Source organism: Octadecabacter sp. SW4, from assembly GCF_008065155.1.
In the GTDB taxonomy this organism is placed as follows: Bacteria; Pseudomonadota; Alphaproteobacteria; order Rhodobacterales; family Rhodobacteraceae; genus SW4.
Genome location: NZ_CP042819.1, coordinates 568,286 through 583,646, shown reverse-complemented (window position 1 = coordinate 583,646; position 15,361 = coordinate 568,286). Strand labels below are relative to the sequence as shown.

The window sequence follows — 15,361 nt, the reverse complement described above, 5'->3', positions numbered from 1 at the left end:
GTTAAGGGTTGTTAACCATATTTAAGGAAACGCGGGGCAGTGTTTTGGCAAGACGACGAAACGCACCGAAAGGCATTGCTATGACACGCACTTTTCTAAAAATGACGCTGGGCGCCACGACGCTGGCCTTCATGGCAACACAATCGATGGCGCAAGCGGCCAATTGCGCGCCACATGATGTTGTCGTGCAGCGCCTTGCCGCAGGCTATGGCGAAAGCCGCCAATCCATCGGCGTTGGCGCGAACAACACGGTGGTCGAAGTGTTTGCATCGCTGGAAACCGGCAGTTGGACCATCACCGTCACGGCGGCGGGCGGGTTGACATGCATGGTCGCATCAGGTGAGGCGTTTCAGGTCATGGCCGAAGGTTTGCCCAACACCGACAGCCCCGCCTAACCAATAACGCCGTCCCAGATCAGCTTGATCGACACGCCCAAAAGCGCCCATGTGACAAAGCCGAAAAACAGCCGGTCCGGCAGCAGGCGTGTCAGACGATAGCCCACATAAACGCCAACCAGGGCCGGGATCAGCAACATTGCGGCCACACGCAGGTTCTGCGGATCAAACTGCCCAAGATAATAATAGGGCACGATCTTGGTCACGTTCATCATCGCAAATGCGATGGTGGTCGTGCCCGCAAAAGCCATCTTTTGCAGCTTCATCGGCATCAGCCAGATCTGCCAGGGCGGCGCACCCGCGTGACTGACAAAGCTGGTGAACCCTGCGATGGTTGTCCAGAAAATCCCCCTGCCCCAGGTGGCAGGCCGCGGTGCGACATCTCCGGTGCGGCGCAACAACAGGCTTAGCGCGAAAGATGCACCGATCAGCCCGATCAGCGCCCGCACCAAACGCTCGGACTCCAATGACGCCGTCGCCCAGCCGATCGCGCCGCCGATCAGCATGCCAACAGCGGCGATTTTCAGCAGATCGGCGCGAAAGTCGTGACGGTAGGCCCAGACCCCGAAAACATCAGAGAACAGATACACCGGCAGCAAGAGCCCCGCTGCGGTGATCGGTGAAATGACCAGCGACAGGACCGGCACCGACAGCATCGACACGGCGGGCAAACCGCCCTTGGACAAGCCGGTGCAGACCGCTGCGACCACTGCCAATATCCAAAAATAGGTTCCGTCCACGTCGTGGCCTTTCGAAAGGGGAATCACACAAGGCATGCCTGCGCCGCCGCCAGTCCTGCCCCGATTTGCGCAAACACCTACGCAAACATTTCCCTACAAACAATGGCCTGCGATATGCCGCAGTGCAGCGGCCTTGCGCCATCTCTTGCAAAGGATTAGCAATCGGCGACCAAATCTCGAACGGACAAAGGACCCATTCAAAATGGCCAGAGCAAAAATCGCGCTGATCGGCGCAGGGAACATCGGTGGCACACTCGCGCACCTCGCAGCTGTCAAGGAACTGGGCGACGTCGTCATGTTCGACATCGCTGACGGTCTGCCGCAGGGCAAGGCGCTGGATATCGCAGAATCCGGCCCCGCCGAAGGGTTCGACGCCGCAATGTCGGGCACATCCGATTATGCCGATATCGCCGGCGCCGATGTTTGCATCGTCACGGCCGGTGTGGCCCGCAAGCCGGGCATGTCGCGCGACGATCTGTTGGGCATCAACCTCAAGGTCATGAAATCTGTGGGCGAAGGTATCGCCAAACACGCGCCAAACGCCTTTGTCATTTGCATCACCAACCCGCTGGATGCGATGGTCTGGGCCCTGCGCGAATTTTCGGGCCTGCCCCACAATATGGTCTGTGGCATGGCTGGGGTGCTTGATAGCGCCCGCTTCCGCCACTTTCTGGCCGAAGAATTCGATGTATCCATGCGCGATGTGACGGCCTTTGTTTTGGGTGGGCACGGTGACACGATGGTGCCGCTGACCCGCTATTCCACCGTTGCCGGTATCCCCCTGCCCGATCTGGTCGATATGGGCTGGACCACGCAGGACAAGCTTGATGCGATCGTGCAGCGCACCCGCGATGGTGGCGCGGAAATCGTTGGCCTGCTGAAAACCGGCTCGGCGTTTTATGCGCCTGCCACATCCGCCATCGAAATGGCCGAAGCCTATCTGAAAGACCAGAAACGCCTGCTGCCCTGCGCAGCCCACGTTGATGGCGCTTATGGCTTGAACGGCTTTTACGTAGGTGTGCCGACCGTGATTGGCGCGGGCGGCATCGAGCGCGTGGTCGAGATCAAGATGAACAAGAACGAACAAGCCATGTTCGACAAATCTGTCGACGCCGTAAAAGGCCTTGTCGAAGCCTGCATCGGCATTGACGGCTCTCTGGCGTAAGGCGATCTTTCCAATCTGAACGTTGGGGCGCCCCATCCGGGCGCCCTTTTTCGTGAGTCATGCCCGCGCTGACCGCGACCGAATCATTACAATTTGCGACATTCCCCTTTTTTGTGATCACACGTTTTGCGGGTGTGATCACAAATGTCGGATTTTTACCCCTCTTGTTAAAATAGTCATGTTTCAGGCCCACATAGTATGTTTGAAAGGGTCAAAGCCACTGGCAAACGAGGGACAAACATGAACATCCACGAATATCAGGCCAAGGCGCTGCTGCGCTCTTACGGGGCGCCGGTCAGCGATGGACGCGCCGTTTTGCGCGCCGAGGAGGCCAAGACAGCCGCTGGCGAAATGGACGGGCCGCTTTGGGTGGTCAAGGCGCAGATCCACGCAGGTGGCCGCGGCAAAGGCAAATTCAAAGAGGCAGACGCCGGTGAAGCAGGCGGCGTGCGCTTGACCAAATCCGTGGAAGAAGCCGCGCAGGAAGCCAAGAAAATGCTGGGCCGCACGCTGGTCACGCATCAGACCGGCCCCGCAGGCAAGGTCGTCAACCGCATCTACATCGAGGATGGATCAGGGATTGAAACCGAGCTTTACCTTGCCCTGCTCGTGGATCGCGCGACCAGCCGCATCGGGTTTGTCTGCTCGACCGAGGGCGGCATGGACATCGAGGAAGTCGCCGCCAAAACGCCCGAGAAAATTCTGAATTTCACAGTTGATCCCGCAACAGGCTACCAGCCGTTTCACGGCCGCCGCGTTGCATTCGCGCTGGGCCTGACCGGTCAGCAGATCAAGCAATGCGTCAATCTGATGGGCCTGCTTTACAAAGCCTTCGTCGAAAAAGACATGGAGATGCTCGAGATCAACCCGCTGATCGTCACCGACAAGGGCGACCTCAAGGTGCTGGATGCCAAGGTATCGTTCGACGGGAACGCGGTCTATCGCCACGCCGATATCGCCGCCCTGCGCGACGAAACCGAGGAAGACCCCAAAGAACTCGCCGCATCGAAATTCGATCTGAACTACATCGCTTTGGACGGCGAGATCGGCTGCATGGTCAACGGCGCAGGCCTGGCGATGGCGACGATGGACATCATCAAACTTTACGGCGCGGAACCCGCCAATTTCCTGGATGTCGGCGGCGGCGCGACCAAGGAAAAGGTCACCGAAGCCTTCAAGATCATCACATCCGATCCCAACGTCAAAGGCATCCTTGTGAACATCTTTGGCGGCATCATGCGCTGCGATGTCATCGCCGAAGGCGTGATCGCGGCCGTGAAAGAAGTCGGGCTGAAAGTGCCACTGGTCGTGCGCCTTGAAGGCACCAAAGTGGAAGAAGGCAAAGCCATCATCAACAACTCCGACGTGGACGTGATCGCCGCTGACGACCTCAAAGACGGTGCCCAGAAAATCGTCAAAGCGGTGAAAGGGTGATACTTGCCACTTCGCCAGACCATCTGCGTTACCGTGCTTGCCGCTTTTACGGTGACGTCAGCCTGCGCCATCGGTGGTGGTGTGACGCCATCGATGTTCGAATTGGCAAACATATGGCAATACAACATCATACCAAAGTCCTCGCCCCGCTCGCTTGTAACAGCGTTCGACCGCTATTGCGTTGGCTATGCGGATCGACTTTCGACGGTGCGGCCCGCGCTCTTGGACGCGGATTACGTATTGGTACCGACGACGCGGCAACCGGCACTGGACACATATGTGGTGGACGATCGGCGACCGATGGTCATGGTTGCCCCGCAAGCCGCATCATGCGCCGTTGCCGCCGAGTCCAGAACTGGTCAAAGCCACAGGGCGACAACCTATGTAGCAGATCGTTTCGCCAACGCCCGCGAAATACCGCCAGCCGATATCGGACCCAATGTCGAGCGCGCTTGGTTGACACAAGATGCAAACCCACTGGTCGTTTTCACGATGCGGCAAGGACCCCCAAGTGGACCGGCGACCTTTATGATAGGCCTCATCGGCGCCAAGGTGCGGCCATGATGGTTGAGAGCGCATTTCCGATCAAATACAACGCAGACCGCTAAGGAGCCACCATGGCCATTCTCATCGACGAAAACACCAAAGTCATCTGTCAGGGCCTCACCGGCAGCCAGGGCACATTCCACACCGAACAGGCGATTGCCTATGGCACGCAGATGGTTGGTGGCGTGACGCCGGGCAAAGGCGGGCAGACCCACCTTGACCTGCCGGTGTTCAACTCCTGCCACGAGGCCGTAGAAAAGACCGGCGCGGATGCGACGGTGATCTATGTGCCGCCACCCTTTGCCGCCGATTCCATCCTTGAAGCGGTCGATGCGGAAATTCCGTTCATCTGCTGCATCACCGAAGGCATTCCGGTGCTTGACATGATGCGTGTCAAGCGCGCGCTGGAAGGGTCGAAATCCCGCCTGATCGGGCCAAACTGCCCCGGCGTGATCACGCCTGACGCCTGCAAGATCGGCATCATGCCCGGCGCCATTCACAAGCGCGGCTCGGTCGGGGTTGTGTCCCGTTCCGGCACGCTGACCTACGAGGCCGTGAAGCAGACAACCGATATTGGATTGGGCCAATCCACCGCCGTAGGCATCGGCGGCGATCCGATCAAGGGGACCGAACATATCGACGTGCTGGAAATGTTCCTTGCCGACCCCGAAACCACCTCGATCATCATGATCGGTGAAATCGGCGGGAGCGCGGAAGAAGAAGCCGCGCAGTTCTTGGCTGACGAACGCAAAGCAGGCCGTTGGAAGCCTACCGCCGGCTTTATCGCCGGTCGCACGGCCCCTCCCGGCCGTCGCATGGGCCACGCGGGTGCCATCGTGGCAGGCGGCAAAGGCGATGCGGAATCCAAGATCGAAGCGATGAAAGCCGCAGGGATCGTGGTGGCCGACAGCCCCGCGACACTGGGCGAAGCCGTGCTGAAGGCGATTGGTTAACGATGGCCACTGGCCGGACATATGCCCCGAGGGCAGCGCCCGACCCTGGGTGGGTGCAAAGCGCCCTCCCGTCAAACCTATGGTTTGCCTTTGGCAAAACGGGAGGGTCGGGCGCTGCCCGGCCTATCGTCCGGGCGGGAGTGTACTGATGGGACCGCGTGAGGCCATCATCTCAGGGTTTTCTAACGTCCTCCAATTCTCAGGTCGCACGTCGCCATTTGAGTTCTGGTGGTTTTTTGGATTGGTCAGCCTGGTCGCGTTCATCCTGCTGCTACCGTGGCTCGAGTTTTTCGAAGTCGACACACTGGGCTATACGCGCATCTCGCAAAGCTTTGTGTCCGGTGAAATAGATCAGACTTTCGTAGTCGAGCAGAGATGGCGACCCGCAAGCCTCATCTACACACCGGTTTCACTGCTAATCGTGGTCGCGTTCTTCGCTACGCTAGCTTCAGCCGTTGCGCGTCGGTGCCATGACGTCGGCGCTTCCGGCTGGTTTGCGGTTGCCATGTTCGGAAGTGGCCCAATCCTTGTGTTATTACTTGGCCTAGCCATACCGATGCTATTCCCTTTAGCGCCCAAACTAACTGGGTTGCTTATCGCTTTTTCCACGATTCCTCTTCTGATCTGCCAATGGGTCTTGCCCCTTGCTGGACTCATTCGCCGCTCTCGGCCTTCAGAAGAAGGTACCACCGAATTCGGCCCTAACCCCAATGAGGTCCCCTCATGACTGACCAATCCCCCAACGACGCATTCCACGCCTCCTCGTTCATGCAGGGGCATAACGCCGAATATATCGAGCAGCTTTATGCCCGTTATGCGAGCGACCCGAACGCCGTGGACGAAAGTTGGCAGGCGTTTTTCAAATCCCTTGGCGATGCCCCCGGTGATGCACGGGCCGAGGCCGCAGGCCCATCCTGGGGCCGCAATGATTGGCCACCGGTCCCGAACGATGATCTGACGGCGGCCCTTGATGGCCAGTGGCCCGCCGAGCCAAAGGCCGCCGCCGACAAGATCAAGGCCAAGGCGCAGGAAAAAGGCGTCGAGGTCAGTGAACAGCAAATTCGCAATGCCGTGCTGGACTCCATCCGTGCGCTGATGATCATCCGCGCCTATCGCATCCGTGGGCATTTGGTTGCTGACCTTGACCCACTTGGCATGCGCGACAAGACCCCGCATCCCGAGCTGGACCCCGCGTCTTATGGATTCACCGCTGCCGACATGGATCGCCCGATCTTCATCGACAACGTGCTGGGCCTTAAAATTGCCAGCATGGGCCAGATTCTGGATATCGTGCGCCGCACCTATTGCGGCACCTTTGCGTTGCAATACATGCACATCTCCAACCCCGAAGAAGCAGGCTGGCTGAAAGAACGCATCGAAGGCTACGGCAAGGAAATCGCCTTTACCAAAGAGGGGCGCAAGGCGATCCTGAGTAAGCTGGTCGAGGCAGAAGGTTTCGAGAAATTCCTGCACGTCAAATACATGGGCACCAAACGGTTCGGCCTTGATGGCGGCGAAAGCCTTGTGCCCGCGATGGAACAGATCATCAAACGCGGCGGCGCCCTGGGCCTGCGCGACATCGTCATCGGTATGCCGCACCGTGGCCGTTTGTCGGTGCTGGCCAACGTCATGTCCAAACCCTACCGCGCGATTTTCAACGAATTTCAGGGCGGTAGTTTCAAGCCCGAAGAAGTGGATGGCTCGGGCGATGTGAAATATCACCTTGGCGCGTCGTCAGATCGCGAATTTGATGGCAATTCTGTTCACCTTTCACTGACGGCCAACCCCTCTCACCTTGAGGCCGTGAACCCCGTCGTTCTGGGCAAGGTGCGCGCCAAGCAGGACCAGTTGAATGATACTGATCGCACGGCGGTCATGCCGATCCTGCTGCACGGCGATGCGGCCTTTGCCGGTCAGGGCGTCGTGGCGGAATGTTTCGCCCTGTCGGGCCTGCGCGGCCACCGCTGCGGTGGGACCATGCATATCGTTGTGAACAACCAGATCGGGTTTACCACCGCGCCGCATTTCAGCCGCTCCAGCCCCTATCCCACCGATAACGCGCTGGTCGTCGAAGCGCCGATTTTCCACGTCAACGGTGACGATCCCGAAGCCGTGGTGCACGCCGCCAAGGTCGCCACCGAATTCCGCCAGAAGTTTCGCAAGGATGTGGTGCTTGATATCATCTGCTACCGCCGCTTTGGTCACAACGAAGGCGACGAACCGATGTTCACCAATCCGGTGATGTATAAAGAGATCAAATCGCACAAGACCACGCTGACGCTTTACACCGAACGGCTGGTCAAGGACGGGCTGATCCCCGAGGGCGAGATCGAGGATATGAAAGCCGCGTTTCAGGCCCACCTGAATGAAGAATTCGAAGCGGGCAAAGACTATAAACCCAACAAGGCCGACTGGCTTGACGGGAAGTGGTCGCATCTGGATCGCGACAAGGAAGACAATTATCAACGGGGTGAAACCGCGATCAAACCGGCAACAATGGCCGAGATCGGCCGCGCCTTGACCACCGCGCCCGACAATTTCCCGATCCACAAGACCGTGGGCCGCCTGTTGGACGCCAAGCGCGAGATGTTTGAAAACGGGGCAGGCTTTGACTGGGCCACCGCCGAAGCCCTCGCCTTTGGCAGCCTCACCGCCGAAGGCTTCCCTGTGCGGCTGTCGGGGCAGGATTCAGCGCGCGGCACGTTCAGCCAACGCCATTCCGCCCTGATCAATCAGGAAAACGAGGATCGCTATTATCCCCTGAACAACATCCGCGCGGGGCAGGCCCGCTTTGAGGTCATCGATTCCATGTTGTCGGAATACGCGGTGCTGGGGTTCGAATACGGCTACAGCCTTGCCGAACCCAACGCGCTGACCCTGTGGGAAGCCCAGTTCGGCGATTTCGCCAATGGCGCGCAGATCATGTTCGACCAGTTCATTTCGTCAGGCGAAAGCAAATGGTTGCGGATGTCGGGCCTCGTCTGCCTTTTGCCGCACGGCTATGAAGGGCAAGGGCCGGAACACTCCTCGGCCCGCCTGGAACGGTTCCTGACCATGTGTGGCGGGGACAACTGGATCGTCGCCAACTGCACGACGCCCGCCAACTATTTCCACATCCTGCGCCGTCAGCTGCACCGCAGCTATCGCAAGCCGCTGATCCTGATGACGCCGAAATCGCTGTTGCGCCACAAGATGGCCGTCAGCACCGCCAAGGAATTCCAGACCGGCAGCAGTTTCCACCGCGTCTTGTGGGACGATGCCCAGCACGGGCTATCGGACACGAAACTGGCCCCAGACAACAAGATCAAGCGCGTGGTGATGTGTTCGGGCAAGGTCTATTATGACCTGCTGGAAGAACGCGACGCACGCGGGATCGACGACGTTTACCTGATGCGGTTTGAACAGTTCTATCCCTTCCCCGCGCAATCCGCGCTCAAGGAACTCAGCCGTTTCAAATCAGCCGAAATGGTCTGGTGTCAGGAAGAACCCAAAAATCAGGGCGCATGGTCCTTCATGGAGCCGAACATCGAATGGGTGCTGACCCGCGCCAAATCCAAACACACGCGGCCGATCTACGCCGGCCGCGCCGCCGCTGCCTCGCCCGCCACCGGCCTTGCCAGCCAGCACAAAGCCCAACAAGCCGCGCTCGTTGATGACGCGCTGACCATCAAAGGAACGAAAAAATGACCGAAGTTCGCGTCCCCACACTTGGCGAAAGCGTCACCGAAGCCACCGTTGCAACATGGTTCAAGAAGCCGGGCGATGTGGTCGCGCAGGATGAAATGCTGTGTGAACTCGAAACCGACAAGGTGACGGTCGAAGTGCCCTCGCCCGTGGCCGGCACCCTGTCCGAAATCGTCGCCGCCGAGGGTGAAACCGTTGGCGTTGACGCCTTGCTGGCGCAGATCAGCGAAGGCGGCGAAGCCAGCGAAAGCGCGCCCGCCAAGGACGCCCCAAAGGCCGAAGCCAAAGCGGAAACCAAGGCTGAAACCAAAGCCGAAACCAAAACTGACGACACCCCCGTAAAGGGCGGCGAAGCTGTCGATGTCATGGTTCCCACCCTGGGCGAAAGCGTCACCGAAGCCACCATTTCGACCTGGTTCAAGAAGGTCGGTGACAGCGTCAAGGCCGATGAAATGCTCTGCGAGCTGGAAACCGATAAGGTCAGCGTCGAAGTTCCAGCCCCTGCCGATGGCGTGCTGACCGAAATTCTCGCCAACGAAGGCGATACCGTGCAGGCGGGTGGCAAACTGGCCGTGATGTCATCGGGCGCAGGCGCCAGCGCGGCACCCGCCGCCGCCGCACCCGCCGCCGCACCCGCCGCAGCACCATCGGGCAAAGACACCGAAGACGCGCCCAGCGCCAAGAAACTGATGGCTGAAAACAACCTGTCGGCGGATCAGGTCACCGGATCGGGCAAGGATGGCCGCATCATGAAAGAAGACGTGTTGAAAACTCTCGCCAAACCTGCCGCACCCGCCGTGTCCGCGCCCGCCCCGACTGCCGCCGCGCAGGCCGACCGCGAAGAGCGCGTCAAGATGACCCGCCTGCGCCAGACCATTGCGCGCCGCCTCAAGGAAAGCCAGAATACCGCCGCCATGCTCACCACCTATAACGAGGTCGACATGACCGAGGTGATGGCCCTGCGCAACGAATACAAAGACCTGTTCCTGAAGAAACACGGCGTCAAACTCGGCTTCATGTCCTTCTTTACCAAGGCCTGCTGCCACGCGTTGAACGAAGTGCCCGAAGTGAACGCCGAAATCGACGGCACCGATGTGGTTTACAAAAACTACGTCAACATGGGCATCGCCGCGGGCACGCCCACGGGGTTGGTCGTGCCGGTGATCAACGACGCTGACGCCATGTCATTTGCCGATATCGAAAAGGCGATTGCCGAAAAGGGCGCCAAGGCGCGCGATGGCAAGCTGTCGATGGACGAAATGCAGGGCGGCACGTTCACGATCTCGAACGGTGGTGTCTATGGTAGCTTGATGTCCTCGCCGATTTTGAACCCACCACAAAGTGGTATTTTGGGAATGCACAAAATCCAGGATCGCCCAATGGCGATCAACGGCCAAGTCGTCATCCGCCCGATGATGTATCTGGCCCTGTCCTATGACCACCGAATTGTGGATGGCAAAGGCGCTGTGACGTTCTTGGTGCGGGTGAAAGAAGCGCTGGAAGATCCACGTCGCCTCCTCATGGACCTCTAATGTCTGCACGCAACATAGGGCAGCGCCCGAACGCGGGGGGGCGTGAAGCGCCCGCCCATGGGGGCGGTCGGGCGCTGCCCGTGCAAGCACGGGCGTATCCACGAAACGCTTGTGGCAGGGTTTGATCCGAACGGGGAAATAAATTGTCTGATGAAATCCCAAAAGAGTACATTCGAGAGGTCAATCTTGAATACTACCGTATCAACATGGAACTTACTCGCGATTTAGGTCTATTTGCGATTAAGACCTTGATGACGTTGAACAGCGGAGCGTTCATCGTCCTCTTGACATTCATCGGAAATACCGCTGCTGAATCGCAGTTTGTAGTTTCGCTAGATGAACTTAAGAATTCCCTTTTGTTGTTTTTACTCGGTCTCGGTTTGACGGCACTGTCGATAGCGGTGACTTATGTCCACTCCCAGAAAGCCAGCCCCTACCCTAATTTTGAAAATGATATTTCAGACAAGAAATTCCTACTCCTAATGATGGGGTTTCCAACACTTGCCTTCTTGGCGTTTGTTGCAGGTGTAATCCTGCTGATAAGTGGCCTGACGACAGCATGACCCCCGAACTCACCACCCTCTCCACTTCCCACACGCCCCGGCCCCGGCGCCGGGGCCTCGCCGCCGCATACGCAGGAGGTCCCGGATCACGTCCGGGACGTAAGTGAATGACCCCCGAACTCACCGCCCTCACCCTCGCCGCCCTCCTGCAAATCGGCCAGTTCTGCGCCTATTCGCTGACCGCGATCCAGCAGGTCGGGGTCAAAGCGGCCGCCGGCCCGCGTGACGAACACATCGTCCTGACCGGTACCGCTGGCCGCCTCCAGCGCGCCATGAACAACCACTTCGAGGGGTTGATCCTGTTCACAATCGCCGTGCTGGTCGTGACCCTGTCGGACCAATCCACCCCCTTCACGGCAATCTCCGCCTTTGCTTACCTCGCCGCCCGCGTCGCCTATATCCCGGTCTATGTCTTTGGCTGGACGCCATGGCGCAGCGCGATCTGGGCGGTGGGGTTGCTTGCCACCTTGATGATGCTTCTGGCATCCCTATTCTAACCATACGGTTCCCATACGCTTTCCATACGCTTTCCATACGGCCAAAATCGAAGGAATAACGCCCATGTCCACCTACGACGTCATCATCATCGGTTCCGGCCCCGGCGGCTATGTCGGCGCTATTCGCTGCGCGCAACTGGGCCTGAAAACGGCTGTTGTCGAAGGCCGCGAAACGCTGGGCGGCACCTGTCTGAACGTGGGCTGTATCCCGTCCAAGGCGCTGCTGCATGCCAGCCACATGCTACACGAAGCCGAACACAATTTCGCGGCGATGGGCCTCAAGGGCAAGTCGCCATCGGTCGATTGGAAACAGATGCTGGCCTACAAGGATGATGTCATCGGCCAGAACACCAAGGGCATAGAATTTCTGTTCAAAAAGAACAAGATAGACTGGATCAAGGGCTGGGCCACCATCCCCGAGCCGGGCAAGGTCAAAGTCGGTGACACCACCTATGACGCCAAGAATATCGTGATTGCCACGGGGTCCGAGGTCAGCGATTTGAAAGGTGTCGAGGTGGATGAAAAGACCGTCGTGTCATCCACCGGCGCGCTGGAACTGGCTAAAATCCCCAAGAAACTGGTGGTGATTGGCGCAGGCGTGATCGGGCTGGAACTGGGCAGCGTTTACAAACGGTTGGGGTCCGAGGTCACGGTCATCGAGTTTTTGGATGCGATCACCCCCGGCATGGACGCTGAAGTCCAAAAAGTGTTCCAAAGAACCCTTAAAAAGCAAGGGCTTGAGTTTATCATGGGGGCCGCCGTGCAAGGCGTAACAACCAAAGGCGGCAAGGCCACCGTCACCTACAAACTGCGCAAGGACGACAGCGAGGCAACGGTTGACGCCGACACGGTTTTGCTGGCCACGGGGCGGCGCCCCTATACCGACGGGCTGGGCCTTGAGGCACTGGGTGTCGCCATGTCCGAGCGGGGCCAGATCAAGACGGATGATCACTATGCCACAAATATCAAAGGAATTTATGCCATCGGTGATGCGATCGACGGCCCCATGCTGGCCCACAAGGCCGAAGACGAAGGTATGGCCTGTGCCGAGGGGCTCGCGGGGCAGAAACCACATGTTAACTATGGTGTGATACCCGGTGTGATCTACACCCATCCCGAGGTTGCGACCGTCGGCCAGACCGAAGAACAGCTCAAAGACGCAGGTCGCGCCTATAAGGTCGGCAAGTTCAGCTTTATGGGCAATGGCCGCGCCAAGGCAAATTTCGCCGGTGACGGGTTCGTCAAGATCCTTGCCGACAAGGAAACCGACCGGATTTTGGGCGCGCATATCATCGGCCCCATGGCGGGCGATCTGATCCACGAAATCTGCGTGGCGATGGAATTTGGTGCCGCCGCCGAGGATCTGGCCCGCACCTGCCACGCCCACCCGACCTATTCGGAAGCCGTGCGCGAAGCCGCACTGGCCTGCGGTGACGGTGCGATCCACGCTTAAGGTTTCCTTAACCATCTGCCCCAAATTGGCGCGGCTGTTTCCATGGCCGCGCCACATTTATTTGGCATATCTGTCGGCGAAACACAGCGACGGCAGAATACAATGAAATCACTTATTAGCCTCATCGCCCTTGTTCTGGGCCTGACAGTCATGACAGCGACGCCCGCAGCGGCGCGCCCGTCGGTCCCCTATGGCACCCAGCACAACCTTGATTTTGTTGCCAATATGGAGGGTGCTGGCCCGGGCGGTCAGGACGCGGCCCTGTGCCATTACACGGTGCGTAGTCACCTGGCCTTTCTGGGATATTGGGTGCGCAGCAAAGGCTATGTGATGTCCACGACGGGCTGCGAGGGCAACAGCTTTTACAACATCGACGCGCAGGCCTTTGCCGCCGCGCAGGCCGCCGGTATCCTGCCCGCCGACCTGCCTGCAACACCGCGCCTGTCGGCGCAGCAAGCCATGATCGGTTTTGGCTGGTTGATCCTGCTGGGCATCGCCGGTGTCTTCAAGGTGCTGCAATTGCTGATGCGTGGGCGCAAACGCGCGACGCCGCGCAGCGCAGTGGCGGCCAAGATGCTGTCGGCGATGTGTATCGTCGCGAAATCGGATGGCCACATCGACGGCGAAGAAGAAAAGGCAATCAACTTTGCCTACGAGAAGATCATGGGTAAAAGCCTGACATCTATGGAAATTCGCACCGCCTTAGCCAAGGCACCCTTTGTAACTGACCCCCGCCAGCTAGAGGATTTGGGCGCTGGCACCCGCGAGTCGGATCGCCAGACAATCATGCGTGGTGCACTGCTTGTGGCCTGTTCTGACGGGGAAATTCACGACGCCGAACATCGCGTTATTGGCCATCTGGCCCAGGCGCTGGTGATCCCCGCGCCGCAGATCATGTCGATGGTGCGCGATTTTGCCGGTCTGCTCAGGACGCCAGTAGCCGCAGCCCCTGCGTAACATCGGTCCGCACCGCCAGCCGCAACCCCGGTTCATCGCCCGCCTTGAGCGCGGCGATGATCAGCTTGTGATGATAGGGCGGTTCGGTCCGGCGCAAACGCCCATATAGCGACCGCATCGTCGGGCCGACCTGCAGCCAGACCGTTTCCGCCATGGCCAACATCGCCGGTGCCTGCGCGCGCAGATAAAGAGTGCGGTGAAATTCAAGGTTCATGCGGATATAGCCGGGCGCATCGTGGCGCGCGACCATCTGGCTGACGCCTGCGTTGATCACTTCCAACCGGTCAATCAGGGCAAAGTGCGCACGCGGCAAGGCGCGGCTGGACAGTTCGGGCTCCAACAATGCGCGCAGCGCCGCCAGTTCCTCAAGCCGCTCGCTGGATAATTCCGGGGTCGACACCCGCCCCGAAGACGACAGAAACAGCGCTCCTTCGGCCACAAGGCGGCGCACCGCCTCGCGCGCGGGGGTCATCGAAACGCCGAATTCCTTGCCGATCCCGCGCAGTGTCAGCGCCTGCCCCGGTTCCATTTCACCGTGCATGATACGGGTGCGCAGCGCGCGATAAACGCGGTCATGGGCCGATCCTACGGGATCGTTCTGGCGGGACTGGATCAACATGCATCATTTGTGATCACATGCGCCGCTCTGGTCAATCGCGAAACCGCACGCGGTGCAGCCGGTCGCCATTTTCGCGCAACCACCTGCGGCAGCGTTTGTGGTCGGGAAAAATATCACCAACCACGGTCCAGAAGGCATCAGAGTGGTTCATTTCGACCAGATGGGCGACCTCGTGAGCCGCGACATAATCAAGCACCTCGGGCGGGGCCATGATCAGACGCCATGAATACATCAGATCACCTGTCGACGAACACGACCCCCAGCGCGAGCGTGTATCGCGCAGGGTGATCCGCCCGTAGCTGCGCCCAAGCACCGCCGCATAACGATCAGACGCATCGGCAAGACGATCGCGCGCGTGCAGTTTCATATAGGCCTCGACCCGCGCACTGACGCGGGCGGGATCATCGGGGACAATCAGTGCCGCCTCGCCCATGCGGGCACGTTTGACCGGGCCTGCGACGATGGCCAGATCCTCGCCGCCAAAAGGCACGGTGCCGCCGATCTGGGGGCGGGTTTCCTTGGTGATGCCGGACAGATGGCCACGCAGCCAGTCTTCCCGCTCGCGCACAAAGGCGATTCCCTCGCGTTCACTGACGCGGTGGGGCAAGGTCAGCGTCACCCGTCCGTCCAGCCGCGACACCCGCAGCGACAGGCGGCGCGCACGGGTCGAGCGGCGCAGCGTGACTTCGATCGGGGGGTTGCCCCCAATGACATGACGGCCCATATGACGTCCCAGTTAGAATGCCGCGCCAAAGGCTTTGACACGCCTGACAGCTTATGGCAGTTGGCGTCATTGCGCTGCAAGTAGTCAGATTTTGAAGGG

The 15,361-nt window shown here is 59.4% G+C and carries 14 protein-coding genes; 11 read left to right on the top strand and 3 right to left on the bottom strand.

Features of this window, described 5'->3' with window-relative positions:
- Window positions 1–80: 80 nt before the first annotated feature.
- Window positions 81–395, top strand: coding sequence for a hypothetical protein (locus FTO60_RS02980; RefSeq protein ID WP_148054579.1), 315 nt, complete (start codon window positions 81–83; stop codon window positions 393–395).
- On the opposite strand, the gene FTO60_RS02975 is transcribed toward FTO60_RS02980, so the two are convergent.
- On the bottom strand, window positions 392–1,135 hold the full coding sequence (locus tag FTO60_RS02975) for a sulfite exporter TauE/SafE family protein (RefSeq protein ID WP_148054578.1): 744 nt from the start codon (window positions 1,133–1,135) through the stop codon (window positions 392–394). The two genes, FTO60_RS02980 and FTO60_RS02975, sit on opposite strands and share 4 nt — an antisense overlap.
- Window positions 1,136–1,337: 202 nt before the next feature.
- On the opposite strand from FTO60_RS02975, the gene mdh reads away from it, so the two are divergent.
- The 10 genes from mdh (at window position 1,338) to FTO60_RS02925 (ending at window position 13,919) form a co-directional block, all read left to right on the top strand.
- Window positions 1,338–2,300, top strand: coding sequence for a malate dehydrogenase (mdh, locus tag FTO60_RS02970; RefSeq protein ID WP_148054577.1), 963 nt, complete (start codon window positions 1,338–1,340; stop codon window positions 2,298–2,300).
- Window positions 2,301–2,540: 240 nt separating this feature from the next.
- On the top strand, window positions 2,541–3,734 hold the full coding sequence (gene sucC, locus FTO60_RS02965) for an ADP-forming succinate--CoA ligase subunit beta (RefSeq protein ID WP_148054576.1): 1,194 nt from the start codon (window positions 2,541–2,543) through the stop codon (window positions 3,732–3,734).
- 617 nt (window positions 3,735–4,351) lie between these two features.
- A complete protein-coding gene (gene sucD / locus FTO60_RS02960; RefSeq protein WP_148054575.1) occupies window positions 4,352–5,233 on the top strand; it encodes a succinate--CoA ligase subunit alpha in 882 nt (293 codons plus the stop codon).
- A gap of 148 nt (window positions 5,234–5,381) precedes the next feature.
- Window positions 5,382–5,960, top strand: coding sequence for a DUF805 domain-containing protein (locus FTO60_RS02955; protein ID WP_172623785.1), 579 nt, complete (start codon window positions 5,382–5,384; stop codon window positions 5,958–5,960).
- Entirely contained in the window at window positions 5,957–8,920 is a 2,964-nt protein-coding gene (locus FTO60_RS02950; protein WP_148054573.1) for a 2-oxoglutarate dehydrogenase E1 component, read from the top strand. The genes FTO60_RS02955 and FTO60_RS02950 overlap by 4 nt, the downstream gene beginning before the upstream one ends.
- Window positions 8,917–10,449 carry a 2-oxoglutarate dehydrogenase complex dihydrolipoyllysine-residue succinyltransferase gene (gene odhB, locus FTO60_RS02945; RefSeq protein WP_148054572.1) on the top strand — a complete coding sequence of 511 codons (1,533 nt, stop codon included), beginning with the start codon at window positions 8,917–8,919 and terminating at the stop codon, window positions 10,447–10,449. The genes FTO60_RS02950 and odhB overlap by 4 nt, the downstream gene beginning before the upstream one ends.
- A 143-nt stretch (window positions 10,450–10,592) precedes the next feature.
- Window positions 10,593–11,012: a hypothetical protein gene (locus FTO60_RS02940; RefSeq protein ID WP_148054571.1), complete on the top strand. Its 420-nt coding sequence runs from the start codon at window positions 10,593–10,595 to the stop codon at window positions 11,010–11,012.
- 107 nt (window positions 11,013–11,119) lie between these two features.
- Window positions 11,120–11,509 carry an MAPEG family protein gene (locus tag FTO60_RS02935; protein WP_148054570.1) on the top strand — a complete coding sequence of 130 codons (390 nt, stop codon included), beginning with the start codon at window positions 11,120–11,122 and terminating at the stop codon, window positions 11,507–11,509.
- A 64-nt stretch (window positions 11,510–11,573) separates the two neighbouring features.
- A complete protein-coding gene (lpdA, locus tag FTO60_RS02930) occupies window positions 11,574–12,962 on the top strand; it encodes a dihydrolipoyl dehydrogenase (RefSeq protein WP_148054569.1) in 1,389 nt (462 codons plus the stop codon).
- Between the two features lie 102 nt (window positions 12,963–13,064).
- The gene (locus FTO60_RS02925) at window positions 13,065–13,919 is read left to right on the top strand and encodes a TerB family tellurite resistance protein (protein WP_172623784.1); all 855 of its coding nucleotides are present in this window, start codon (window positions 13,065–13,067) and stop codon (window positions 13,917–13,919) included.
- Here the strand turns inward: FTO60_RS02925 and FTO60_RS02920 are convergent.
- Together FTO60_RS02920 and FTO60_RS02915 are read right to left on the bottom strand one after the other, a co-directional pair.
- Complete coding sequence (locus FTO60_RS02920) at window positions 13,888–14,538, bottom strand: GntR family transcriptional regulator (protein WP_148054567.1); 651 nt, start codon at window positions 14,536–14,538, stop codon at window positions 13,888–13,890. The two genes, FTO60_RS02925 and FTO60_RS02920, sit on opposite strands and share 32 nt — an antisense overlap.
- A 31-nt stretch (window positions 14,539–14,569) precedes the next feature.
- On the bottom strand, window positions 14,570–15,262 hold the full coding sequence (locus tag FTO60_RS02915) for a M48 family metallopeptidase (RefSeq protein WP_148054566.1): 693 nt from the start codon (window positions 15,260–15,262) through the stop codon (window positions 14,570–14,572).
- Window positions 15,263–15,361 lie beyond the last annotated feature (99 nt).

Coding starts and splice junctions, on each gene's coding strand:
- mdh (WP_148054577.1), top strand. CDS start 1,338: ATGGCCAGAGCAAAAATCGCGCTGATCGGCGCAGGGAACATCGGTGGC.
- FTO60_RS02935 (WP_148054570.1), top strand. CDS start 11,120: ATGACCCCCGAACTCACCGCCCTCACCCTCGCCGCCCTCCTGCAAATC.
- lpdA (WP_148054569.1), top strand. CDS start 11,574: ATGTCCACCTACGACGTCATCATCATCGGTTCCGGCCCCGGCGGCTAT.
- odhB (WP_148054572.1), top strand. CDS start 8,917: ATGACCGAAGTTCGCGTCCCCACACTTGGCGAAAGCGTCACCGAAGCC.
- sucC (WP_148054576.1), top strand. CDS start 2,541: ATGAACATCCACGAATATCAGGCCAAGGCGCTGCTGCGCTCTTACGGG.
- sucD (WP_148054575.1), top strand. CDS start 4,352: ATGGCCATTCTCATCGACGAAAACACCAAAGTCATCTGTCAGGGCCTC.
- FTO60_RS02955 (WP_172623785.1), top strand. CDS start 5,382: ATGGGACCGCGTGAGGCCATCATCTCAGGGTTTTCTAACGTCCTCCAA.
- FTO60_RS02925 (WP_172623784.1), top strand. CDS start 13,065: ATGAAATCACTTATTAGCCTCATCGCCCTTGTTCTGGGCCTGACAGTC.
- FTO60_RS02950 (WP_148054573.1), top strand. CDS start 5,957: ATGACTGACCAATCCCCCAACGACGCATTCCACGCCTCCTCGTTCATG.
- FTO60_RS02980 (WP_148054579.1), top strand. CDS start 81: ATGACACGCACTTTTCTAAAAATGACGCTGGGCGCCACGACGCTGGCC.
- FTO60_RS02920 (WP_148054567.1), bottom strand. CDS start 14,538: ATGTTGATCCAGTCCCGCCAGAACGATCCCGTAGGATCGGCCCATGAC.
- FTO60_RS02915 (WP_148054566.1), bottom strand. CDS start 15,262: ATGGGCCGTCATGTCATTGGGGGCAACCCCCCGATCGAAGTCACGCTG.